Below are 22,748 nucleotides of genomic sequence, written 5' to 3'. Positions count from 1 at the left end.
CACACGGGTATGCGTTCTTTCAAAGAGACACCCCCCCCTGTGGGAGCGAGCCTGCTCGCGAAGGCGGACTGAAAAACACCACACCACTTAAGCCAGGCAAAAAAAAACGCCAACCCGAAGGCTGGCGTTTTTCACGTGAAGCTTACCGCTGCTTCACTCAGGCTTGCGACGCCCAAACCCCGGACGCTGACCAGATCCGGCCGGCGCACCGCGGCGCTTGCCCGACGGTTTGTCGCCATCGACCAGCTTGATCCCCGGACGCTTCGGCGCCGGCTTGGCCGGGCGCTTGGTGTCGGCCGGACGGTCCGCCACCGGCGTTCCGCGACCGGCTGGAGCGCCACGGCCTTCGCCACGCTCGGTGCGACCGTTGGCAGGACGCGGAGTACGTGGGCCACGCTCACCGTCCTGGCGCGCGGCAGGCTTGCGACCCGGACGCTCGCCCTCGATCTGTGGCTCACGGTTTGATCGCGGGCTGGTAGCCGGCTCACCGGTGGCTGGACGCAGGGTCCGCACACGATCCGTCTTGGCCATTGGCCGCGACGATTTACGCTGCATGCGCTCAAGCTTGTCTTTGCTCTTGGCGGTCATCTGCGGCATGGCCACCGGGGTCAGGCCCACTTCAGCGCTCAGAATGTCAACTTCGTACTGGCTCATTTCGCGCCAGCGACCCATCGGCAGGTCGGAGTTGAGGAACACCGGACCGAAACGCACGCGCTTCAGACGGCTGACCACCAGCCCCTGGGATTCCCACAGACGACGAACCTCACGGTTACGGCCTTCCATTACCACGCAGTGATACCAGTGGTTGAAACCTTCGCCACCGGGTGCCTGCTTGATGTCGGTGAACTTGGCCGGGCCGTCTTCGAGCACGACGCCCGCTTTGAGGCGCTCGATCATCTCGTCGTCTACTTCACCACGCACACGCACCGCGTACTCACGGTCCATTTCGTAGGAAGGGTGCATCAGGCGGTTGGCCAGCTCACCGTCGGTGGTGAACATCAGCAGACCGGTGGTGTTGATGTCCAGACGACCGATGTTGATCCAGCGACCTTCTTTCGGACGCGGCATCTTGTCGAACACGGTCGGACGACCTTCCGGGTCGACACGGGTGCAGATTTCGCCATCGGGCTTGTTGTACATGATCACGCGGCGTACCGACTCGGCGGCTTCTTCGCGCTTGATCACCTTGCCATCGATGGTGATGGCGTCATGCATATCGACGCGCTGACCGAGGGTAGCGTCTTTGCCGTTGACCTTGATTCGGCCATGGCTGATCCAGGCTTCCACATCACGGCGCGAGCCGACGCCGATACGGGCGAGGACTTTCTGCAGTTTTTCGCCTGCTGGGCCGATTGGCTGGTCGTCTTTCTGGTCGTTGATACTCATCTGGGCACCTCCCGGTGTGGTCTGTTCAGGCCGGACCTGAAACGTTGAAAACTGTAACTTGGACGAGGGGATCGTCGAAGGGTCGCGAATCATACGCTCATGTCGGCGTTCGCGCATCAGAGACTAGCTGATCGATGCAAGGTTTCTGGCTTTCCGCCGACCGGTGGGTTCAAAATCAATCCCTTTGGGATCAGTGTCAGTCGTCGAATTGGCGGCGTTCGGCTTCGATGGCTTCGGCCAGGGCTTGGGCTTCTGCTTCCTCGTCGCTCAACTCAGGCTTGGGTTGTTCAAGCGCGGCAACGGCGGCAAGCAGTTTTTCACGGGCCTCGGCAACGCCGAGGATGTCGTCTTCCTGCTCGGGTTCTGGCTCAGGCTCAACTTGAGCAGGTTCGATGTCCGGTTCGACGTCGGTCTGCTCCGGATCAACTTCAGGCACCTCACCATCACGCAACAGATCATCGAAGTCGGTCTTGAGCCCCTCCTCCATGCTGTCCAGCTCCAGCAGCAAAGTATGGAAGCTGGTTTCTTCCTTGGGCTCCTCCGGCTCGGCGCTGGCGTCCGCCAGTTCCTGCAACGCGGCCGGTACCGGCGCGTCGTCGAACTCAAGCACCGGATCAGGCTCCAGCTCGCGCAACTCGGCCAGTGGTGGCAAATCATCGAGGTTTTTCAGGTTGAAGTGGTCGAGAAACGCCTTGGTGGTGGCGAACATCGCCGGTTTGCCCGGCACGTCGCGGTAACCGACGATGCGAATCCACTCGCGCTCCATCAGCGTCTTGACGATCTGGCTGTTGACCGCCACACCCCGCACGTCTTCGATCTCGCCCCGGGTGATCGGCTGGCGATAGGCAATCAGCGCGATGGTTTCGAGCATCGCCCGGGAATAACGTTGCGGGCGCTCCTCCCACAAACGACCGACCCACGGCGAAAACTTTTCGCGAATTTGCAGGCGATAGCCGGAAGCGACTTCCTTCAATTCGTATGCGCGGCCATCGCAGGACTTGCCCAGGATGATCAGCGCTTTTTTGAAAACCGCCGGCTCCGGCCGCTCACCTTCTTCGAAGAGTTCGAACAGGCGCTCCAGGGATTGCGGTTTTCCCGAGGCCAACAGAAAGGCTTCGAGCAGCGGCGCCAGCTCGCGGGGTTCACTCAGGTTCATGATTCAACTCGTTATTCGGCTCGGGCTCGCACGTGGATCGCTGCGAACGGCTCATTCTGCACCAGCTCGACCAGGGATTCCTTGACCAGTTCGAGGACTGCCATAAAGGTCACTACCACGCCCAGCCGCCCTTCCTCGGCGGTGAACAGCTCGACAAACGGCACGAAACCGCCGCCCTTGAGCCTCTCGAGCACATCGCTCATGCGTTCGCGGGTGGACAGCGCCTCCCGACTGACCTGGTGGCTTTCGAACATGTCGCCACGGCGCAGCACCTCGGCCATGGATAGCAGCAACTCTGACAAACGCACGTCCGGCAACAGCTTGCGCGCCCGGGCTTCCGGCGCATCGAGCTTGGGCACTACCACATCGCGACCGACGCGACTCAGGCCATCGATACCCTCAGCGGCTGCCTTGAAGCGTTCGTATTCCTGCAAGCGACGGATCAGTTCAGCCCGCGGGTCTTCTTCCTCGTCCTCGACGGTTTCCGCCCGAGGCAGCAGCATTCGCGACTTGATCTCGGCCAGCATCGCGGCCATCACCAGGTACTCGGCGGCCAGCTCCAGGCGCACCGACTGCATCAACTCGACATAGCCCATGTACTGGCGGGTGATTTCCGCCACCGGAATATCGAGGATATTGATGTTCTGCTTGCGGATCAGGTACAGCAGCAGGTCAAGCGGACCTTCGAAGGCTTCGAGAAAGACTTCCAGCGCATCCGGCGGGATGTACAGGTCCAGCGGCATTTCCATGACCGCCTGGCCATAGACCATGGCGAAGGGCAGCTCTTGCTGGGCTCCGGCCTGACTGTCGACGGGTTCTACTGCGGACATCTAGGCCTCGGCCATGAACGGCGCAGGGTCGCCGCAACCGACGCGGATCACTTCCGGCTCGCCGTCGGCGAGGCTGATCACGGTGGACGCCTTGATCCCGCCAAAGCCGCCGTCGATGATCAGGTCGACCTGATGTTCAAGCAACTGGCGCATTTCATAGGGATCGGTGAGCGGATCTTCATCGCCGGGCATGATCAGGCTGACGCTCATCAGCGGCTCCCCCAACTCGGCCAGCAAGGCCAAGGCGATCGGATTGCTCGGCACACGCAGGCCGATGGTGCGTTTTTTCGGGTGCAACAGCAGCCGCGGAACTTCGCGGGTAGCGTTGAGAATGAAGGTGTATGGCCCCGGCAGATGCGCCTTGAGAATGCGGAAGGTGCCGGTGTCGATCTTGGCAAACAGCCCCAGTTGCGACAGATCGCTGCAGATCAATGCGAAGTTGTGCTTTTCGTCGAGCTGACGCAGGCGCCGAACACGCTCCACGGCAACCTTGTCGCCGATCTGGCAACCAATTGCGTAGGAAGAGTCTGTGGGATAGATCACCACCCCGCCGTTGCGGATGATCTCGACAGCCTGTTTGATCAGGCGCGCTTGCGGGTTTTCCGGATGAATCTGGAAAAATTGACTCACATTCTCTACCTGTTCAGACGGCGGCAATAATTGGGTCATGTTTGAACCGACACCACAGTGGTGGCAGATCATCCGGGAGCGGGCGGTATTCACCGATCTCGGACCAGCCTCCAGGGCCATGAAAATCACTGCCGGCGCTGACCAGCAGACCGAATTCGCGGGCCAGAATCGCCAGGCTGCCCACTTGCTCGGCAGGCTGATGACCATTGACCACCTCGATCGCGTGGCCCCCTGCTTGAATATAGTCGGCAATCAGGCGGCGACGTTTGCTGCGGGTGAATTCATAGTGCCAGGGGTGCGCCAGACTGACCCAGGCCTTGGCCGAACGCAGGGTTTCGACGGTTTCCTCCAGGGTCGGCCAATGTTGCTTGACGTCCCCCAGCTTGCCGGCCCCCAACCATTTGCGAAAGGCTTCGGCGCGGTCCTTGACGAAACCTTCGCGCACCATCCAGTCGGCGAAGTGCGGCCGGGCCGGTGCGTTGCCGCTGTCACCCAGAGCCTGCTGGATTTCCCGGGCGCCCTCAAGCGCGCCGGGCATGCCCTTCAACGCCAGTTTGCGACTTATTTCTTCGGACCGAAGCCAGCGACCATCGTGCAATTTGGCAATCGCCTCGACCAATGGTGCGGCATTGACGTCGAAACCGTAGCCGAGCACATGAATGGTCGCGCCGCCCCAGGTACAGGACAATTCGACGCCGTTGACCAGTTGCATCCCCAGCGCATTCGCAGCGTGTCGCGCCTCATCGAGGCCTTCAAGGGTGTCGTGATCGGTCAGGGCCAGGACTCGCACGCCGTTCTCGAACGCACGCGCAACCAGAACCGCAGGCGCCAGGGCGCCATCGGAGGCCGTGCTATGGCAGTGCAAATCAACATTCACAGGGCTTTGTAACCTCAAATCAGCTGGCGCTATCGCGCGCCCATATGTTTGTTATTATGCCGCCACATCCTGCTTCTGGCTGCCACTGTGAAACAATTCATCGATTTCATCCCGCTCCTGCTGTTTTTCATCGTCTTCAAAATCGATCCACGGGTCGTCGACATTGCCGGCCATGAGGTAACTGTAGGCGGTATTTACAGCGCCACCGCGATGCTGATCATCAGTTCGCTGGTGGTCTACGGCACGCTGTTCATCAAACAGCGCAAGCTGGAGAAGAGCCAGTGGCTGACCCTTGTCGCCTGCCTGGTCTTCGGCAGCCTGACCCTGGCCTTCCACAGCGAGACCTTCCTGAAATGGAAAGCCCCGGTGGTCAACTGGCTGTTTGCCCTGGGTTTCATCGGCAGCCACTTCATCGGTGACCGCCTGCTGATCAAACGCATCATGGGCCACGCGCTGACCTTGCCTGAGCCCGTCTGGACGCGCCTGAACATCGCCTGGATCGCCTTCTTCCTGTTTTGCGGTGCCGCCAACCTGTTCGTTGCGTTTACCTTCCAGAGCTACTGGGTCGACTTCAAGGTCTTCGGCAGTCTGGGCATGACATTGATTTTCCTGGTCGGCCAGGGCATCTACCTGTCCCGCCACCTGCATGACGCCGATACCACATCGCCTAAAACCGAGGACTGACATGCTTTACGCAATCATTGCCACAGACGTCGCCAACTCCCTGGAAGCCCGCCTGGCCGCACGGCCTGCCCACCTTGAGCGCCTGCAGGTGCTCAAGGGCGAAGGTCGCATCGTACTGGCCGGCCCGCACCCGGCGGTCGACAGCAATGATCCGGGCGCGGCGGGCTTCACCGGCAGCCTGATCGTCGCCGAGTTCGATTCCCTGAGCGCCGCCCAGGCCTGGGCCGATGCCGATCCGTACATTGCCGCCGGTGTCTACGCCAACGTTTTGGTCAAGCCGTTCAAGCAAGTCCTGCCGTAACTTTCTTCTCGCAATCCCCCGCGCGGTGAACCTTATCGGTTCATCGCGCTCTCAATCGCTCATTATTCTCTTTTGCCGGCCGACAACTTCCCAATACTCGTATTGGAATCAGGAGTCGCGATGCGCAAAGGTCCGTTGTGTCTGATGTTGGTCACGTTGTCGATCGTGGCCCCCGCCCACGGTGAAGATCGTGCCGAGGGCGCCAGCTCCACGCCGCTGTCCTTGAGCGCGGGAAGCCAGATAAACGAATTGCAGCAACGCTTGAAGGAAAGCGAGCGGCAACGAGAAGAATTGAACAAACAATTGCAGAGCGCCGATGGCGAACGCGAAAGCGCCCAACTGGCCCGGCTGCGCCAGGAAAACCAGCGTCTGAAGCTGCAACTGCGGGAAGCCCAGGCTGGCAGTTCGATTCCGCGCTGGCTGACCGATCAACAGCAGTGGTTCGTCATCGGCGCCGGAGTTGCGCTATTGGCCCTGCTCTGCGGTATCTTCGCCAGTGGTGCAAGTCGAAAACGTCGACAATGGCTAAATTGAGTGAGTCATGAGCGAGCTGTTACTGATTGATGATGACCAGGAGCTGTGTGAGCTCCTGAGCAGTTGGCTGAGCCAGGAAGGTTTCCAGGTGCGTGCCTGTCACAATGGCCAGAGCGCCCGTCGTGCATTGGCCGAAACCTCCCCGGCAGCCGTGGTGCTGGATGTCATGCTGCCGGACGGCAGCGGCCTGGAGCTGCTCAAACAACTGCGCAGCGATCACCCGGACTTGCCGGTACTGATGCTTTCGGCCCGGGGTGAACCACTTGACCGTATCCTCGGCCTGGAACTGGGTGCCGACGACTACCTGGCCAAACCCTGCGACCCCCGGGAACTGACGGCCCGCCTGCGCGCCGTGTTGCGCCGCAGCCATCCGGCGGCGGTGTCCAGCCAGATGGAACTGGGCGATCTGTGTTTCAGCCCGGTGCGCGGTGTGGTCAGCATCGACGAGCAGGAGTTTACGCTCACTGTTTCCGAAAGCCGTCTGCTTGAAGCCCTGCTCAAGCAACCCGGCGAACCATTGGACAAACAGGAACTGGCGCAAATCGCCCTCGGCCGCAAGCTGACGCTATACGACCGCAGCCTCGACATGCACGTCAGCAACCTGCGCAAGAAAATCGGCCCGCACCCCGATGGCCGTCCGCGCATCGTGGCACTGCGCAGCCGCGGTTATTACTACAGCCTTTAGGAGCTGCCGCAGGCTGCGATCTTTTGGCGATACTTCGACAAACTAAAATCAAAAGATCGCAGGCTTCGCCAGCGCCTACAGGGTTTGCTTTTGTCAGGTCTGCGCAAAATCATCTTTACCCAAGCTTTACGCTCCGCTGACCGCCGCTGACCTTGATCTCCGTAATCTGTACTCATCCGGAACGTACCGGGAATGAGACAAGGAGATTCACCATGCGCAAGACTCTTATCGCTCTGATGTTCGCCGCCACCCTGCCAACTGTTGCCATGGCCATGCCCGAAGGCGCCGGCCCTATGGGTGGCCCGATGGATGGAGCGCGCCACGGCGGTCAGATGCACGGCATGCACGGCAAAGGCCCCTACAGCCAGCTGGACCTGAGCCGCGAACAGCGCGAGCAGATCCGCAAAATCATGGGCAATCAGATGCATGAGCGTAAGCAAGTGGTCGACAAGTACCTGGAGAAACTCTCGCCAGCCGATCAGAAAGCCATGAAAGACGAGATGGCCGCCAACCACAAGAAAGCCGAAGCTGATGTGCGGGCGCTGCTGAAACCGGATCAACAGAAGAAATTCGACGAGATCCAGAAAAAACGGGCTGAACGTCGCGCCGAATGGGCCGAGTTCAAGGCATGGAAAGCGCAACAGGCGCAAAAAGCGCAATAATGATCTAACCCTGACCCAACGGCGAACACCGTTGGGTCTCAGTTTTCCGATCTACTGTAGGAGCGAGCTTGCTCGCGATGGACGTCAACGATAACGCGCGGCATCAGGTAGCACGTGTCGTCACTGCGTTTTTCGCGAGCAAGCTCGCTCCTACATCGGATTCATTGTTGTCTGAGGATTTTCTGTGCGTTCATTGTTCTGGCGTATCCTGGCCAGCTTCTGGCTGGCCATCACCCTGGTTGCAGGGCTGTCCATTTTGCTCGGGCACATGCTCAACCAGGATGCGTGGATTCTCAGTCGCCACCCGGGCCTCAACACCCTGCCCGAACAATGGACGCAAACCTATGAGGCCCAGGGCGAAGAAGCCGCCCAGGACATTCTGGAACAGCGCAAACGCCAGTATCACATCGACGTTCAGGTGCTCAACGAAAGTGGCGACCCGGTGGTGCGCGGCACCTTCCCACGCCGCGCCGCGGCCTTCGAAGCGCGACAGAACAATGATGACCGGCGCTTGCCATGGCGGCGCCTGACCGCTGAATACACCAGCGAAAAAACCGGCGACACCTACCTGCTGATCTACCGCATCCCCCACCCGGAACTCGATGCCTGGCACCGTGAAAGCCTGCTCTGGCCACTGAGTGCACTGGGTATCGCCCTGGTGGTACTGACCTTGTTCAGCCTGTTGGTGACCTTTTCCATCACCCGTCCGCTCAGCCGTTTGCGCGGGGCGGTGCATGACCTGGGGCAAACCACTTACCAGCAGAACAGTCTGGTCAAACTGGCGAACCGCCGCGACGAATTCGGGGTGCTGGCCAACGATTTCAACCGCATGGGTGCACGTTTGCAAAGCCTGATCGGCAGCCAGCGGCAACTGCTGCGGGACGTGTCCCACGAACTGCGCTCGCCCCTCGCCCGCCTGCGTATTGCGCTGGCCCTGGCCGAACGGGCTACGCCGGAAGAACGGCAAAAACTCTGGCCGCGCCTGACCCGTGAGTGTGACCGACTCGAAGCGCTGATCAGTGAAATCCTGGTGTTGGCGCGGGTTGATGCCGATAACGCCAGCGCCGAAGAGGTGGACCTGAATGCGCTGCTCACCGGGCTGCAACGGGATGCACAGCTGGGTTCGCCAGAGCAGAACGTTCGCCTTGAAGCCGAGCCGCAACTGAACCTCAGAGGGTGGCCGACCATGATCGAGCGCGCTGTGGATAACCTGCTGCGCAATGCTCAGCGCTTCAACCCGGAAGGCGGGCAACCGATTGAAATGCAGGCGTTGCGACAGGGTGAGCGGATTGTGGTGACCGTGCGCGATCATGGTCCGGGGGTCGACGCCGAACATTTGAATCAGCTTGGAGAGCCGTTCTACCGGGCGCCCGGGCAGACCGCAGCCGGACACGGTCTGGGCCTGGCCATCGCCCGCCGTGCGGCGGAACGGCATGGCGGGAGTCTGGTGCTGGCCAATCACCCGGAGGGTGGGTTTATTGCCAGTCTGGAATTGCCGATGGTGCCGGGGGCCATCACCTAACCCTGAATCCCTGTGGGAGCGAGCCTGCTCGCGAAAGCGGCAGTACACTCAACATCTCAGTGCCTGACACTCCGATTTCGCGAGCAGGCTCGCTCCCACAGGGGAAATACGGTGTCAGGCTTTGCCGGGCCAGGCGCTGACGAACTCTGCCAGATCCACCTTCTCCGCCACACGTGGCTCCTTCAGCGGCGTACCGAGATAAAGGAACGCAATCACCTTCTCCCATTCCGCCAGCCCCAACCCTTTGGCCACATGCGGCGAATAGGCCAGATCCCCTGTACGCCACACCGCACCAATGCCCTGCGCATAGGCCGCCAGCAAGATCCCGTGCGCCGCGCAGCCAGCCGCCAGCATCTGCTCTGACTTCGGATACTTGACGTGATCCTGCAACCGGGCAATCACCACGACCACCAAGGGGGCGCGCAAAGGACCGTTGCGCGCCTTGTCGATGGCCGCGTCGGTCACTTCGCTGTCTTGCAGCTTCGCCGCTTCAGCCAGTAACTCGCCCATCTGCTCGCGCGCTGCGCCTTCGACGGTCAGGAACCGCCAAGGCTGCAAATGACCGTGATCCGGTGCCCGCATCGCTGCGGCAAACAACACTTCGCGCTGCGCTTGAGTAGGTGCCGGTTCGATCAGGCGCGGGACGGAAACACGGTTGAGCAAAACGTCGAGAGCCTGCATCGGCCACCTCCTGAAAAAATTGTGCGGCTATTCTAGCTGTAACTACCGTGGCAATGCCCGTTTACATGCCCTGCCCCACAGGTAGAATGGCGCCCTTCCTTACTACAGCCGAGCGGATTTCATGGCGTTGCCGACCTTGCGTCTCATTGGTTTCATCATCGGCATCTTCCTGATAACCCTGGCCATCGCCATGGTCGTGCCCATGGCCACGCTGGTGATCTTCGATCGCACCGGCGACCTGCCGTCGTTCCTCTGGGCCAGCATGATCACCTTTGTCGCCGGTCTGGCGCTGGTCATTCCGGGGCGCCCCGAGCATGTCCATCTTCGGCCAAGGGACATGTACCTGCTGACCGTCAGCAGTTGGCTGGTGGTGTGCATCTTCGCCGCGCTGCCGTTTTTATTGACCCAGCACATCAGCTACACCGACTCATTCTTCGAAAGCATGTCCGGCATCACCGCCACGGGGTCGACGGTACTTAATCACCTGGACGACATGTCTCCCGGCATCCTGATGTGGCGCTCATTGCTGCACTGGATCGGCGGCATCGGCTTCATCGGCATGGCGGTGGCGATCCTGCCATTGCTGCGCATTGGTGGCATGCGACTGTTCCAGACCGAATCGTCGGACCGCTCCGAAAAAGTCATGCCCCGCTCGCACATGGTGGCGCGGTTGATCGTGGCGGCCTACGTCGGCATCACCATTTTCGGCAGCCTGGCGTTCTGGTGGGCCGGGATGAGTCCATTCGATGCGATCAACCATGCGATGTCGGCGATTTCCACCGGTGGCTTTTCCACCTCGGACCTGTCCCTGGCCAAGTGGACGCAACCGGCCGTGCACTGGGTGGCCATCGTCATCATGATTCTCGGCAGCTTGCCGTTCACCCTGTACGTGGCGACCCTGCGCGGCAACCGCCGTGCGCTGATCAAGGATGAACAGGTTCAAGGCCTGATCGGCATGTTACTGGTGACCTGGCTGATACTGGGCACCTGGTATTGGTGGACCACCCAGCTGCATTGGCTGGAGGCACTGCGGCATGTGGCGCTGAACGTGACCTCGGTGGTGACCACCACCGGTTTCGCCCTGGGGGACTACAGCCTTTGGGGCAACTTCTCGCTGATGCTGTTCTTCTATCTGGGCTTCGTTGGCGGCTGTTCGGGCTCGACCGCCGGCGGGATCAAGATTTTCCGTTTCCAGGTAGCCTACATCCTGCTCAAGGCCAACCTTAACCAGTTGATCCACCCGCGCGCGGTGATCAAGCAGAAGTACAACGGTCACCGTCTCGATGAAGAGATCGTGCGTTCGATCCTGACTTTTTCGTTCTTCTTCGCCATCACCATCTGTGTGATCGCGCTGTTACTGTCGCTGCTCGGCGTGGACTGGATGACCGCCCTCACCGGCGCGGCCAGTACGGTGTCCGGCGTCGGCCCGGGCCTGGGCGAGACCATCGGCCCGGCCGGCAACTTCGCCTCGCTGCCGGACGCCGCCAAGTGGATTCTCTCGTTCGGCATGCTGCTGGGCCGACTGGAGATCATTACGGTGTTTGTGTTGTGTATTCCGGCGTTCTGGCGTCACTGACCGGCGCAGGCATCTGCATCAACCGCACCCGGTACTCACCGGGTGTGGTGTCGAACCAGCGGCGGAAGGCGCGGAAGAAATTGCTCGGATCGGCGAAGCCCAACAGGTAGGCAATTTCCAGCAGTGTCATGGCCGGTTGCGCCAGATATTGTTCGGCCAGTTCTCGCCGGGTGTCATCGAGCAACGTCTGAAAACTCGTGCCCTCCTCCTGCAATCTCCGCTGCAACGTGCGTTGTGACAGGTGCAGCGTCTGCGCCACGGCATCACGTTTGGGTTCACCCTGGGGCAACAGACGACACAGCACCTGGCGCGCCTTGTGGGTCACGCGACTTTCGGAAAAACGCGCCAGGTATTCACCGGCAAACCGGTCATGCAGCAGCGCCATGGCCTCGTTGGCGGTCGGCAGCGGTGCTTCCATGTCCGCGCGCTCGAAAATCAACGCATCGTATGGCGCGTTGAACACCAGCGGTGCATGGAAGGCTTGTTTATAAGGTTCGATATTGACGGGTTCATCGCCCTGCACCAGCACCTTGCGCGGGTGCAGTGTGCGTCCGGTCAGCCAGCCGCACAGCGCCAGGGCGCACGCCAGCGAGGCTTCGGCGCTTTGACGGGTGGGCGGCAAATGATCGCCATGCACCGTCAAAATCAGCGCGTAGCCCTCATCCAGCAGCCGAAAACTCAGATCGGCACTTTCGGCAATGATCCGCTGGTAACGCACCAGGCGCTGAAAGCCCTCGGCCAGGGTCTGGCTGGACATCAAGGCGTAACCGGTTACATGAAACTGCGCAGGTCGCACCACCTTGCCCATGTTCAGGCCAATTGCGGGGTTGCCGGACAGCTCAACCGCACGCTGCCACAGTCGTGTCATGGAATCTTGCGGGAAGCGTGCATCCGGATCATCCAGTGCCGCGTAGTCGAGCCCCAGTTGTTTGAACAGAACCCGGCAATCCAGGCCGTCCATTTCCAGTGCTTTGACAATCCCCATCGCCCAGCTTGCAGAAGTCGTTCGTTCGCTCATGTCGGGTTCTTACATGATGAGCCGCATGTCACGGCCAATTTCCGAAGGATACTAAAGTGGCGCCGATTGTCACTGGCTGACGCCTACGTTCACTCTAGACTTAAATAAGCTACCCGCAGAACAACTTGCAGTCAGAACAATAACCACAGAGATCGCAGTCGTGGAAAACATCAGACGATTCAACAGCTTTGCTGAGTTTTACCCGTATTACCTCAGTGAGCACAGCAACAGTACCTGCCGCCGATTGCACTTCATCGGCACCACGCTGGTCATTTTCATTCTGGCGCTGACCATCGGCCGAGGCGCCTGGATGCTGTTGTGGGCCCTGCCGCTGGCGGGTTACAGCTTTGCCTGGGTCGGGCATTTCTTCTTCGAAAAAAATCGCCCTGCGACCTTCCAGCATCCCTTCTACAGCCTGCTCGGCGATTTCGTCATGTATCGGGACATGATTCTGGGGCGCGTGCCGTTCTAGTTCAAAAGAGGATAGCCGATGAATGCCAATGCCCGTTTCACCCACATGAAGGATGGCACGCAGGAAGACTGGGCGATCATCGCCGCGGATTTCAGTGCCTACGCCCGACAATTGCCATCAAGGATCGTGGCGCACCTGAAGCTGCTGGAGGGTGATTTCGGCGGCTTCCCGGTGGATCGACTGACCCACTCCCTGCAAACCGCCACCCGCGCCTGGCGTGATGGTCGCGATGAAGAGTATGTGGTCTGCGCGCTGCTCCATGACATCGGCGACACCCTGGGCTCCTACAACCACCCGGATATCGCGGCGGCGATTCTCAAGCCGTTCGTGAGCGCCGAGAATTTGTGGATGGTGGAAAAGCACGGGATCTTCCAGGGCTATTACTTCTTCCACCACCTGGGCATGGACCGGCACCTGCGCGAGCAATTCAACGGCCATCCGCAATATCAGGCGACCATCGAGTTCTGCGCCAAGTACGATGCGGCGGCGTTTGATCCGGCCTATGACACACTGCCGCTGAGCTTTTTCGAACCGATGATGGCGCGGTTGTTTGCGCAGCCGAAGAACTCGATCTACAAGGCAGCGATGGAGGAGCATTCGCCAGCCTGATAGATCCAGCGGGACCGCTGCGCGGTCCATTCGCGAGCAGGCTCGCTCCCACAGTTGACCGAGTAAACACGGTTAATGTGGGAGCGAGCCTGCTCGCGAAGAGGCCAGTCCAGACGCCTTGACTTTTAAGCCAGTTCCGCCACCTTCGCCGCCTTTAACTGCGCCTCCTGCGCCTGGGCATCCGCCAGCCGATACAGCTCGATCGTGCCATCCCAATGCTCGATCAACGCCGTGCACGACTCCACCCAATCGCCACAATTGAGATAGTCCACCTCGCCGACCTTGCGAATCTCGGCATGGTGAATGTGCCCGCAGACCACGCCATGCAGCTCGCGCTTGACGCATTCATGGGCGATAGCTTCTTCAAAGTCGCTGATGAAGCTGACCGCGGTTTTCACCTTGTGCTTGAGGTATGCCGACAGCGACCAGTAACCGTAGCCATAACGGGCGCGCCAATGGTTGAGCCAGCGGTTGAGGGTCAGGGTGAATTCGTAGGCGGAATCGCCGAGAAACGCCAGCCAGCGGTGGTAACGGGTAATCACGTCGAACTGGTCGCCGTGGATCACCAGCAGATGCCGACCATCGGCGGTCACGTGCACCGCTTCGTCCACCAACTGGATATTGCCCAGGATCAGCTTTGAATATCGGCGCAGGAATTCATCGTGGTTGCCGGTGACGTAGATCACCTCGGTGCCGCGCTTGCTCATGGTCAACAGGCGCCGGATCACGTTGGTGTGCGCCTGTGGCCAGTACATGCCGCTTCGCAGTTTCCAGCCGTCGATGATATCGCCGACCAGGTAGATTTTATCCGCGTGATAACCCTTGAGAAACTGCGAAAGGTGTTCGGCCTGGCAATCGCGCGTGCCCAGGTGCACATCGGAAATCCACAAGGTCCGCACACGTTGCTTACGGCTGGGTTTGGCGAGCTCGGCGCTGGTCATGGGCAACCCTCAGGACAAGTTTTGGCAAGCTTGCGCCAGTCGGGTTAATCGACCATGACAGCGGCAAGTCAGTCCTGTGACAACGCGCGCAGCCCACCTCGGTGTAGACTGGCCCCCTTGACCGGGAGACCTGCGATGCGCCCCATCCTCACACTTCGCCAGTACACCGAAGACCTGATCGTCCACAGTCACGAACACGCGCAACTGGTGTTCGGGCTGTCGGGTGCCCTGGATTTCGAGGTCGACGGACGTGGCAGCCAGGTGGTTCAGCAGAGTTTCGTGGTGGTCCCTTCGGGGTTTCATCATGCGTGCGGCAGCGCCAATGGCAGCCGTTGCCTGGTGCTGGATGTGCCGGGTGATCAATGGCTTGGCCAGTCCCTGGGCGATCATGCCGAGGCCAGTCGCCGCTTGCTCGATAACGCCGGCCGGTTGTCGCTGAATGCCGGACAAAGCCAGTTGGTCCATTGGCTGGCCAACAGTCCGGTCGATGATCCAGTGATTGCGCAACAAGGCGCGGTGCTGTTGCTGGCCAGCCTCAATAATGCCAGGCCCGAGAGTGTCGGCGGGCGGCGCCTGCCCTATGCGGCGCTGAATGCGCACATCGACCAATACGCCGCCTACCCGTTGCAGGTGGCCGATCTGGCCCGCGTCGCCGGCCTCTCCAGCGCTCGCTTGCATGCACGGTTCGTGGCCGAATGCGGCCAGACGCCGATGGACTACATCCGCAGCCGACGCCTGCACAAGGCGGTGGGGTTGTTGCGCGACTCTGCCCTGCCCATTGGCGAGATTGCCAGTCGAGTCGGCTACAGTTCCCAAAGTGCCTTTGCCGCCGCGGTGCTGCGCGAGTTCGGTGCATCGCCCGGCAAACTGCGGCGCGAGGCTGGCGACAAATAACGCGAGTCTGGCGACAGACACAACGGCGGCGGGCGCGGTTAAATGGCCGGGTTCAATACGTTTACCAAGGATTGCCATGACTCCCCGTACCGCCCTTGGCGCTTTGCATATCGGCGCACTGATGTTCGGCCTGACCGGTGTGTTCGGCAAACTTGCCGCCGCTTCACCGGCCATCATCGTCTTCGGCCGGGCGGCGTTCGCGGTGTTGGCGCTGGCATTCTTTGCGCGGTTCGCCAGTAACACCCGCTGGCAAAGACTCGAAGCCGTTGATTGGCGCCGACTCTTGCTCAGCGGCTTGTTGCTGGCCGGACATTGGGTCAGTTTCTTTATTGCGGTGAAGGTTGCCGGCGTGGCCATCGCGACCCTGGGCTTTGCCAGCTTCCCGGCCTTTACCGTCATCCTCGAAGGGCTGATCTTCCGCGAGCGGATTCGCGCCAATGAAATCATCTTGGTGGCGCTGGTCAGTGTCGGACTGGTGCTCGTTACGCCTGAGTTCGATCTGGCCAGCGGAGCCACGACCGGCCTGCTCTGGGCGGTGGCTTCCGGCTTGCTGTTTGCCCTGCTGTCACTGACTAACCGCGCCAGCTCCGCACGCATCCCGCCAGTGCAGGCGGCGTTGTGTCAGAACGTGGTGGTTGCCCTGTGCCTGTTGCCGGTGGCGGCACCGCAATTGAGCGCTGTGCGCCCCATCGACTGGCTGTGGATCGGCCTGCTCGGGGTATTCTGCACCGGCGTCGCCCACAGCCTGTTCGTCGCCAGCCTGGCGGTGATCAAGGCGCGGACCGCCGCAGTGGTCTTCGCCCTCGAGCCGGTGTATGGCATCACCATGGCCTGGCTGTTGTTCAATGAAAACCCGACCCTGCGCATGTTGCTCGGAGGCGCGCTGATCATCGTTGCGATCGTGGTGTCCAGCAGGCTCTCGAGTAGCTCGAGCAAGAAAGCCGTTGCCGCGGAAGCGGCATCTCACTGAGTACGGTCGTTGTGTCCCAGGTCGCGGTCCGGATCGATGCGGTCGCGGACCCGCTGCTTGAGCACCTTGGCCTCGGGGAAACCGCCGTCGGCCTTGCGCTCCCAGATCTGCACATCGTCACAGAAAATGTGAAAAACCCCGCCGGTGCCGGGCACCAGAGACACTTTGCCGAGGTCGTCGCCAAAGGTACTGAGCAGCTCCTGGGCCAGCCAGGCCGCGCGCAACAGCCACTGGCACTGGGTGCAATAGGTGATGACGATTTCCGGTTTTGGGGTGGTCATGATCGGCGAAATTCCTGAAACGCAGAATAAGAATAAATGTGGCGAGGGAGCTTGCTCCCGTTCAGCTGCGAAGCAGTCGTAAAAACGATGAATGCAGTGTGCCAGGATAAACGCGGCTTCAGGTTTTGGGGCCACTTCGCAGCCCAACGGGAGCAAGCTCCCTCGCCACAGTTTGTTTCAATGCAATAGATTATCGTATTCCCGCCAACAGACTGCGGGCCGTCTGTTTCAATGGCTCATCGGCTTCTTTGAGCAACTCGTCGAGCAGTTCGATGGCGCTGTCCCTATCACCGTCATCAATGCAAGTCCGGACTTGCTCCAGTTTGCCTGCGTTACTGGGCTCGGCCGGACGATCCTGGCTCACTGTTTCGTCGAGAAAGCTGTCGTCCAGGGGCCGCGAGGCTGGTTCGATTTCCCATTCAATCTCGGGCTGCGGCAGTGCCGGTTCGCTGGATGGCGAAGTTTCAAACGGATCGACCAGGTCCCAATTCGCATCCATCGACAGGTCATCCAGGTTCAACTGGAACTCGTCGTTGGGAATGGTCTTGGGTGTCGGGGTGAAGGGCAATGCGGTGGAGGCCGCGACAGCGACCGGCCCCATTTTCGAGTGGCGGGCGCGGATGTCCTGAAGCTTTTGCGCATCAAACCCGGCATTGCGCAGGCTGTTTTCTTGCGTCTGCGCTTGCGGCACATCATTCGCAGGCGTCTCTTCTGGCTGAGCGTGCATCGATTGCAGCACCAAAGCAGGCTGTACCGGTTCTGCGTGACTGAACAGCGGCTCATGCGGGGACGGCTGAGCGGCTGCCGATCCGAACGTTGCCTGAACCTGTTGCCGTTGACGGCGAACCCATACGGCCAGCAACAGCAACGCCAACAGCACCAACAGTCCGCCGATCAACAACCAGTCAGTCCCGGGTTCCTCGGCGATCACTGGTGCGGGAGTCACGGCAACGGGTGCAGCCGGTGCTGTTCTGGCTTGCTCGACCTCGGCCAATCGGGTTTGCAGCTCGGTCACCTGCTTTTTCTCGACGGCGATCTGCTCATCCTGTGCCTGGAGCTTCGCGTTGAGTTCATCGACAGTTGACTGCAACTGCTGGCTCTGCAAGACACTCGCCGCCAATTGCTCGGCAAGTGGGTCCGGCGTGGGTGCGGCGGCAGGTTTTGGCAGCGGTTCCCTGGGCGCAGGCGCGACGGCGGGCTGGACGCTGGGAAAGGCGGAAGCCGGAAGACTGGCCACCGACTCATCAGTGGCAGGCTCAATGCCCGGCGTTCCCGGGGGATCGATTAAAACCGTGTACTCGCGCAGCAAGCGACCGTTGGGCTGATGGAGCTGCACGAGGAAATTCAGGAAGGGTTCGTTGACAGGTTTACTGGATGTCACCTGGATCAGGCTGCGGTTGCCTCGCAGCACAGGTGTAAATTTCAGGTCGTTGAGGAAGAACCCCCGCTCGACACCTGCGCGACTGAATTCCTCTGCCGTCGCCAGGCTGACCGACAGCTCGCCTTCCTCCAGACCCGCGGCATCCACCAGGGTAATGTCGGCGCGTAGCGGTTGATTCAGCGCCGAATGCAGGGTGATTTCACCCAGGCCCAGTGCTGGCGCCAAGGCTGACCAAGTGACAGCAGCACCGGCCAGCAACCACCTGACGCAACCCCGTACAACGACTAGCCGACTCTCAAGCATGAGCATCCCTTAGGTAACCAGAACCAACTTGCACGTGATCGCACATCCGGTACGAACACGATATTGCGCAGTAGTTCTTATAGTCAGCTAAAAGCGGTCTCTCAAAAGTCTGGCCCGGTGTTGTGCCTCAAGATTTTTCCAGGTTGGCCAATATGTGCCCATGAACCCGCATGCAGACCTTCAAATCCGCCTCATCGACGCCTTCGAACAGTTCATGACGCAGTTGAGTGGCAATGGTTTCAATTTGTTCAATCAGAGGAAGCGCGGGAGCACAGAGGACGATCTTTTTCGCCCGACGGTCTTCCAGAACCGATTGGCGTTGCACCAGGCCCTGGCTTTCCAGGCTATCGAGCAGGCGGGCCAGGGTTGGTCCTTCGACGCCGACGCTTTGCGCCAGTTCACGCTGGGTCGGGGCTTCGTCGAAACGCGCCAGATGCAGCAGCACCAGCCAGCGTGCCTGAGACAGGCCGAGGCCAGCCAGACGGCGGTCCAGTTCGGCACGCCAGCCGCGCGACATCTGGGCCAGTTGCATGCCAAAGCGGTGTTGATCGGTTAACGGCATAAAACACTCATGGTTAGACTGAAATAGAGAAATACTAATTATTAGTCAGCTAAGCATGAGCCTCGACTGGAGGCAAGGCCTGTTCTGTACTGAATCGTTACATCAGTGAGACGGGTCACTTAAATCTCGAATTCGGACTGCAGCGCGGCCCGAACACAGTACAAGACCCCCTCCGGCACTCGTCCTGCGAACAAGGCTGAAATCTCCGACACCGGCGGCAACTCGCCTTCTCCGTCGAGGAATGCATCCTGGACTTCACCCATCAAGTCTTCGGGCAAATCCAGCGCCTGCTCCAGCGATAACTGCTGTTTGCCGATGGCCTCGGCGAGCATGGTGTAGACGTTTTTTTCCGAGCATTGCAACTGACCGGCGATTTGCACCGGTGTCATGCCCGCCCGCGCCAGGGTGATCAGCTCGTGGCGCACATCGGCCACCGGCTTCGGTGCTTCGACCTGACCGCCAAGTACTTCCAGGAAGGCCTCGCCATAGCGTTCCAGCTTGCGCGCGCCGACACCGCTGACCCGGGCCATTTCCGCCAGCGAGGTTGGCTGGCTGCGCAGCATTTCCAGCAAGGTCGAATCGGGGAAGATGACGTACGGCGGCACGCCATGCTCTTCGGCGAGCTTGCGACGCAAGGCGCGCAAGGCTTCCCATTGCTCGCGCTCTTCGCCACGCACCAATTGGCTGGCCTGGCTCTTGCTGGTTTTCGCCGTGGTTTGCGCCTTGAGGTCGCGACGCAGTTCCAGGGTCACTTCCCCCTTGAGCAGCGGCCGGCACGTATCGCTCAAGCGCAGGCCGCCGTAGCCTTCATGATCAACGTCGGCCAGGCCACGGGCCACCAACTGACGGAACAGCGAGCGCCATTCGCTCTCGCCAAGCGCCTTGCCGACACCGTACACCGACAGGTGCTGATGACCGAAACTGCGTACCTTCTCGTTGTCCTTGCCCATCAACACATCCACCAGATGCCCCACACCGTAGCGCTGGCCGGTGCGGAAGATCGCCGACAACGCCTGACGTGCAGGCTCGGTGGCATCCCAGGTCTGCACGCCATCGATGCAGTTGTCGCAGTGGCCGCAAGGCTCTGGCATGTCTTCATCGAAATAGGCCAGCAGGGTCTGGCGACGGCAGCGGGTCTCTTCGCACAACGAGAGCATGGCATCGAGCTTGTGCTGTTCCAGGCGCTTGTGGCGTTCGTCGCCCTCGGAGTTCTGCAGCATCTGCTTGAGCATCACCACATCTTGCAGGCCGTAGGCCATCCAGGCATCCGCCGGCAGGCCATCACGGCCACCACGCCCGGTTTCCTGGTAATAGGCCTCCAGGGATTTCGGCAAATCGAGGTGCGCGACGAAGCGCACGTTGGGCTTGTCGATGCCCATGCCGAACGCCACGGTGGCGACCATGATCAGGCCCTCCTCGTTGAGGAAGCGTTTCTGGTGATAGGCGCGCAGCTCATTGGGCAGGCCGGCGTGGTACGGCAGCGCCGGGAAGCCTTGTTCAGTGAGGAATGCAGCGACTTCCTCGACCTTTTTGCGCGACAGGCAATAAACGATGCCGGCATCGCTGCGCCGCTCGGCCAGGAAGGCCAGCAACTGCTTGCGCGGCTGTTCCTTGGGCACGATGCGGTAAAAAATGTTGGGGCGGTCGAAGCTCGACAGAAAGCGCTCCGCGTTCTGCAGGTGCAGGCGGGTGACGATTTCTTCGCGGGTGCGCTTGTCAGCGGTGGCGGTCAGGGCGATGCGCGGTACATCGGGGAACATTTCCGCCAACTGGCCCAGTTGCAGGTATTCCGGGCGGAAGTCGTGACCCCACTGCGACACGCAGTGCGCTTCGTCGATGGCGAACAGGGCGATGTTCAGCCCTTGCAGGAAGGCCAGCATGCGCGGCTGGACCAGGCGTTCCGGGGCGAGGTAAAGCATTTTCACCTCGCCGCGCCGGATGCGGGCCGCCAGATCGCGTTGCTGCTCGGCGCTGAGGGTGGAGTTCAATGCCGCGGCGGCTACGCCCAGCTCTTCGAGGGTGGCGACCTGGTCGTCCATCAAGGCGATCAACGGCGATACCACCACCGCCAGGCCTTCGCGCAGCAGCGCCGGCACCTGGAAGCACAGGGACTTGCCGCCACCGGTAGGCATCAGGACCAGGGCATCGCCGCCACTGGCCACGCGCTCAATGATTGCACCCTGGCGACCACGGAAACTGTCGTAGCCGAAGATGTCCTTGAGGACGCGTTGAGCCTGTTCGAGCATAGAAACTCCAAAAATCACCGAAACATCCCTGCAAAGGCTGGTTCAGAACCCGCAATGCTGCTCCGACAAATCGTAAGTGTGCATTGCATGACGCCTTACATTTCAGCCGTGACACCAGCAGGGCATCACAAAACGCGCGAGTATACCCGAGCCCTGACCGGCAAAGGGCGCCACTGAGAAGACACACGAATGCGATTGCAATGCAAAAACCTGTGGGAGCGAGCCTGCTCGTGAAAGCGATGGGTCAGTAAACATTGATGTTGAATGTGATGCCGCATTCGCGAGCAGGCTCGCTCCCACAAGGATTACGGTGTTGCGCAAGGTCGCAATGGCGCAAATATGCCGCGCGGCTGGCCCAAGCGCTCAAGAAGGCCTAGAATTCCCGCATCGAATATTCCCCAAGGTAGCCCTTTAATGTCCTTCGCTGAGCAACTAACCCGCCTGCAAGTCTTCCTCGACGCCGATGAACTGCATGACGAGGCGCTGGACTACGTGGCCGCCCACGGCTACCTCACCGCGCTGTCGATCTGTTCTGAAACCGTTCCCGATCGTGAGTGGATCGACGCACTTTTCGCTGAGGAGCCGCATTACAGCAGCGAAGCCCAGCGCGAAGAGATCGAAGCCACGTTGATCGGCCTCAAGGCGCACATCGCCCGTCAACTGGCCTCCGATGAAGAGTTCGAGCTGCCGTGCGATCTCGACCTGGGCGACGATCCGGACGATTCCGAACTGCGCGGCTGGTGCATCGGCTTCATGGAAGGCGTGTTCCTGCGCGAAGAAGCCTGGTTCGAAACCGCCGAAGACGAAGTCAGCGAAATGCTGCTGCCGATCATGGTCGGTTCGGGACTGTTCGACGAGCAACCGGAGTTCTCCGACATTGCCGCCGATGCCAACCTGATGGATGACATGATCGTGCAGATCCCGGAAGCCCTGACTGCGCTGTACCTGCTGTGCAACGCACCAGACGAAAAACCGGCGATTCTCAAGCCTCGTCACCACTAAGGTCCTGCCTATGGACAACCCCATAGGCAACCGCCCCCTGATGTTGCGCTACGTGCTGCTGGCCATCGGCTGCCTGAGCGTAGCGCTGGGGGTGATCGGGATTTTCCTGCCGGTGTTGCCCACCACTCCCTTCCTGTTGCTGGCAGCCGCCTGTTTCGCCCGCAGTTCACCCCGCTTCTATCAATGGCTGGTGCAGCATCCACGGCTCGGGCCATGGATTCGCGACTATCTCGATGGCAATGGCATTCCGCTCAAGGGCAAGGTCTACGCCATTGGCCTGATGTGGATGAGTATTCTGTTTTCCTGTTATCTGGTGCCGATGCCTTGGGCGCGCGGGTTCATGCTGACCAGTGCGGTGTTGGTGACGGTTTATATTCTCAGGCAGAAGACCCTGCGCAAGTCTTGAGTTCGTCCTCGGGCCTTTTGGGTTGAACGCGCAGCTGGCTTTTGAATTGTGTACATATCCATTCCTGCGGTAACGGCCACTAATGGTTCCGCTTTTACAGCGGGTCACTTGGAAAAGCCCCAAGTAACCAAGGGCTCTT

The 22,748-nt window shown here is 60.5% G+C and carries 25 protein-coding genes; 13 read left to right on the top strand and 12 right to left on the bottom strand.

Annotation, left to right across the window (positions count from 1 at the left end):
* Positions 1-153: 153 nt before the first annotated feature.
* The 5 genes from rluB to ACW9HW_RS19660 all read right to left on the bottom strand — a co-directional run bounded on the left by rluB (position 154) and on the right by ACW9HW_RS19660 (position 4,879).
* Positions 154-1,386 carry a 23S rRNA pseudouridine(2605) synthase RluB gene (gene rluB, locus ACW9HW_RS19680; protein WP_095196449.1) on the bottom strand — a complete coding sequence of 411 codons (1,233 nt, stop codon included), beginning with the start codon at positions 1,384-1,386 and terminating at the stop codon, positions 154-156.
* A gap of 196 nt (positions 1,387-1,582) precedes the next feature.
* On the bottom strand, positions 1,583-2,542 hold the full coding sequence (scpB, locus tag ACW9HW_RS19675; RefSeq protein ID WP_095196448.1) for an SMC-Scp complex subunit ScpB: 960 nt from the start codon (positions 2,540-2,542) through the stop codon (positions 1,583-1,585).
* Positions 2,543-2,553: 11 nt separating this feature from the next.
* Positions 2,554-3,252, bottom strand: a complete 699-nt coding sequence (locus ACW9HW_RS19670) for a segregation and condensation protein A (protein WP_170948721.1) — start codon at positions 3,250-3,252, stop codon at positions 2,554-2,556.
* Positions 3,253-3,372: 120 nt separating this feature from the next.
* Positions 3,373-4,002 carry an L-threonylcarbamoyladenylate synthase gene (locus ACW9HW_RS19665; protein ID WP_095196446.1) on the bottom strand — a complete coding sequence of 210 codons (630 nt, stop codon included), beginning with the start codon at positions 4,000-4,002 and terminating at the stop codon, positions 3,373-3,375.
* A gap of 13 nt (positions 4,003-4,015) precedes the next feature.
* Entirely contained in the window at positions 4,016-4,879 is an 864-nt protein-coding gene (locus tag ACW9HW_RS19660) for a PHP domain-containing protein (RefSeq protein WP_095196445.1), read from the bottom strand.
* A gap of 87 nt (positions 4,880-4,966) precedes the next feature.
* Between ACW9HW_RS19660 and ACW9HW_RS19655 the strand changes: the two genes are divergently transcribed.
* The 6 genes from ACW9HW_RS19655 to ACW9HW_RS19630 all read left to right on the top strand — a co-directional run bounded on the left by ACW9HW_RS19655 (position 4,967) and on the right by ACW9HW_RS19630 (position 9,267).
* The gene (locus ACW9HW_RS19655; protein WP_095196444.1) at positions 4,967-5,563 is read left to right on the top strand and encodes a septation protein A; all 597 of its coding nucleotides are present in this window, start codon (positions 4,967-4,969) and stop codon (positions 5,561-5,563) included.
* 1 nt (position 5,564) lies between these two features.
* Positions 5,565-5,864 (top strand): YciI family protein, encoded by a 300-nt coding sequence (locus ACW9HW_RS19650; RefSeq protein ID WP_007984134.1) that lies wholly within the window; start codon positions 5,565-5,567, stop codon positions 5,862-5,864.
* Between the two features lie 120 nt (positions 5,865-5,984).
* Positions 5,985-6,398: a translation initiation factor 2 gene (locus ACW9HW_RS19645; RefSeq protein WP_457401371.1), complete on the top strand. Its 414-nt coding sequence runs from the start codon at positions 5,985-5,987 to the stop codon at positions 6,396-6,398.
* A 7-nt stretch (positions 6,399-6,405) separates the two neighbouring features.
* A complete protein-coding gene (locus ACW9HW_RS19640) occupies positions 6,406-7,083 on the top strand; it encodes a response regulator transcription factor (RefSeq protein ID WP_095196442.1) in 678 nt (225 codons plus the stop codon).
* Between the two features lie 212 nt (positions 7,084-7,295).
* The gene (locus ACW9HW_RS19635) at positions 7,296-7,745 is read left to right on the top strand and encodes a Spy/CpxP family protein refolding chaperone (RefSeq protein WP_457401369.1); all 450 of its coding nucleotides are present in this window, start codon (positions 7,296-7,298) and stop codon (positions 7,743-7,745) included.
* A 184-nt stretch (positions 7,746-7,929) separates the two neighbouring features.
* Entirely contained in the window at positions 7,930-9,267 is a 1,338-nt protein-coding gene (locus ACW9HW_RS19630; RefSeq protein ID WP_457401367.1) for an ATP-binding protein, read from the top strand.
* Between the two features lie 114 nt (positions 9,268-9,381).
* Here ACW9HW_RS19630 and ACW9HW_RS19625 read toward each other — a convergent pair whose 3' ends face one another.
* On the bottom strand, positions 9,382-9,948 hold the full coding sequence (locus ACW9HW_RS19625) for an NAD(P)H nitroreductase (protein ID WP_457401366.1): 567 nt from the start codon (positions 9,946-9,948) through the stop codon (positions 9,382-9,384).
* Positions 9,949-10,069: 121 nt separating this feature from the next.
* Between ACW9HW_RS19625 and ACW9HW_RS19620 the strand changes: the two genes are divergently transcribed.
* Positions 10,070-11,524 (top strand): TrkH family potassium uptake protein, encoded by a 1,455-nt coding sequence (locus ACW9HW_RS19620; RefSeq protein ID WP_095196432.1) that lies wholly within the window; start codon positions 10,070-10,072, stop codon positions 11,522-11,524.
* Here the strand turns inward: ACW9HW_RS19620 and ACW9HW_RS19615 are convergent.
* Entirely contained in the window at positions 11,481-12,542 is a 1,062-nt protein-coding gene (locus tag ACW9HW_RS19615) for an AraC family transcriptional regulator (protein ID WP_218274055.1), read from the bottom strand. The two genes, ACW9HW_RS19620 and ACW9HW_RS19615, sit on opposite strands and share 44 nt — an antisense overlap.
* A gap of 160 nt (positions 12,543-12,702) precedes the next feature.
* Between ACW9HW_RS19615 and ACW9HW_RS19610 the strand changes: the two genes are divergently transcribed.
* Together ACW9HW_RS19610 and ACW9HW_RS19605 are read left to right on the top strand one after the other, a co-directional pair.
* A complete protein-coding gene (locus ACW9HW_RS19610) occupies positions 12,703-13,014 on the top strand; it encodes a DUF962 domain-containing protein (protein ID WP_095196430.1) in 312 nt (103 codons plus the stop codon).
* Positions 13,015-13,032: 18 nt separating this feature from the next.
* Positions 13,033-13,623: an HD domain-containing protein gene (locus ACW9HW_RS19605; RefSeq protein WP_457401364.1), complete on the top strand. Its 591-nt coding sequence runs from the start codon at positions 13,033-13,035 to the stop codon at positions 13,621-13,623.
* Between the two features lie 125 nt (positions 13,624-13,748).
* On the opposite strand, the gene ACW9HW_RS19600 is transcribed toward ACW9HW_RS19605, so the two are convergent.
* Entirely contained in the window at positions 13,749-14,564 is an 816-nt protein-coding gene (locus ACW9HW_RS19600) for a UDP-2,3-diacylglucosamine diphosphatase (RefSeq protein ID WP_095196428.1), read from the bottom strand.
* 135 nt (positions 14,565-14,699) lie between these two features.
* On the opposite strand from ACW9HW_RS19600, the gene ACW9HW_RS19595 reads away from it, so the two are divergent.
* Together ACW9HW_RS19595 and ACW9HW_RS19590 are read left to right on the top strand one after the other, a co-directional pair.
* Positions 14,700-15,458, top strand: a complete 759-nt coding sequence (locus tag ACW9HW_RS19595; RefSeq protein WP_095196427.1) for a helix-turn-helix transcriptional regulator — start codon at positions 14,700-14,702, stop codon at positions 15,456-15,458.
* A 76-nt stretch (positions 15,459-15,534) separates the two neighbouring features.
* Positions 15,535-16,428, top strand: coding sequence for a DMT family transporter (locus tag ACW9HW_RS19590; protein ID WP_457401361.1), 894 nt, complete (start codon positions 15,535-15,537; stop codon positions 16,426-16,428).
* Here the strand turns inward: ACW9HW_RS19590 and ACW9HW_RS19585 are convergent.
* The 4 genes from ACW9HW_RS19585 to recQ all read right to left on the bottom strand — a co-directional run bounded on the left by ACW9HW_RS19585 (position 16,422) and on the right by recQ (position 21,201).
* A complete protein-coding gene (locus ACW9HW_RS19585; RefSeq protein ID WP_095196425.1) occupies positions 16,422-16,709 on the bottom strand; it encodes a SelT/SelW/SelH family protein in 288 nt (95 codons plus the stop codon). The two genes, ACW9HW_RS19590 and ACW9HW_RS19585, sit on opposite strands and share 7 nt — an antisense overlap.
* Positions 16,710-16,899: 190 nt before the next feature.
* Positions 16,900-18,393, bottom strand: a complete 1,494-nt coding sequence (locus ACW9HW_RS19580) for a FimV/HubP family polar landmark protein (RefSeq protein WP_457401359.1) — start codon at positions 18,391-18,393, stop codon at positions 16,900-16,902.
* Between the two features lie 127 nt (positions 18,394-18,520).
* On the bottom strand, positions 18,521-18,955 hold the full coding sequence (locus ACW9HW_RS19575; RefSeq protein WP_095196424.1) for a MarR family transcriptional regulator: 435 nt from the start codon (positions 18,953-18,955) through the stop codon (positions 18,521-18,523).
* A gap of 119 nt (positions 18,956-19,074) precedes the next feature.
* The gene (recQ, locus tag ACW9HW_RS19570; RefSeq protein WP_457401357.1) at positions 19,075-21,201 is read right to left on the bottom strand and encodes a DNA helicase RecQ; all 2,127 of its coding nucleotides are present in this window, start codon (positions 21,199-21,201) and stop codon (positions 19,075-19,077) included.
* A 414-nt stretch (positions 21,202-21,615) separates the two neighbouring features.
* Between recQ and ACW9HW_RS19565 the strand changes: the two genes are divergently transcribed.
* Together ACW9HW_RS19565 and ACW9HW_RS19560 are read left to right on the top strand one after the other, a co-directional pair.
* On the top strand, positions 21,616-22,203 hold the full coding sequence (locus ACW9HW_RS19565) for a UPF0149 family protein (RefSeq protein WP_401308999.1): 588 nt from the start codon (positions 21,616-21,618) through the stop codon (positions 22,201-22,203).
* Positions 22,204-22,213: 10 nt separating this feature from the next.
* Positions 22,214-22,609, top strand: a complete 396-nt coding sequence (locus tag ACW9HW_RS19560; RefSeq protein ID WP_457401355.1) for a YbaN family protein — start codon at positions 22,214-22,216, stop codon at positions 22,607-22,609.
* Positions 22,610-22,748: the final 139 nt, after the last annotated feature.

The organism is Pseudomonas sp. SDO5532_S415, assembly GCF_054071155.1.
This window is presented reverse-complemented; position numbering and strand designations above follow the sequence as displayed.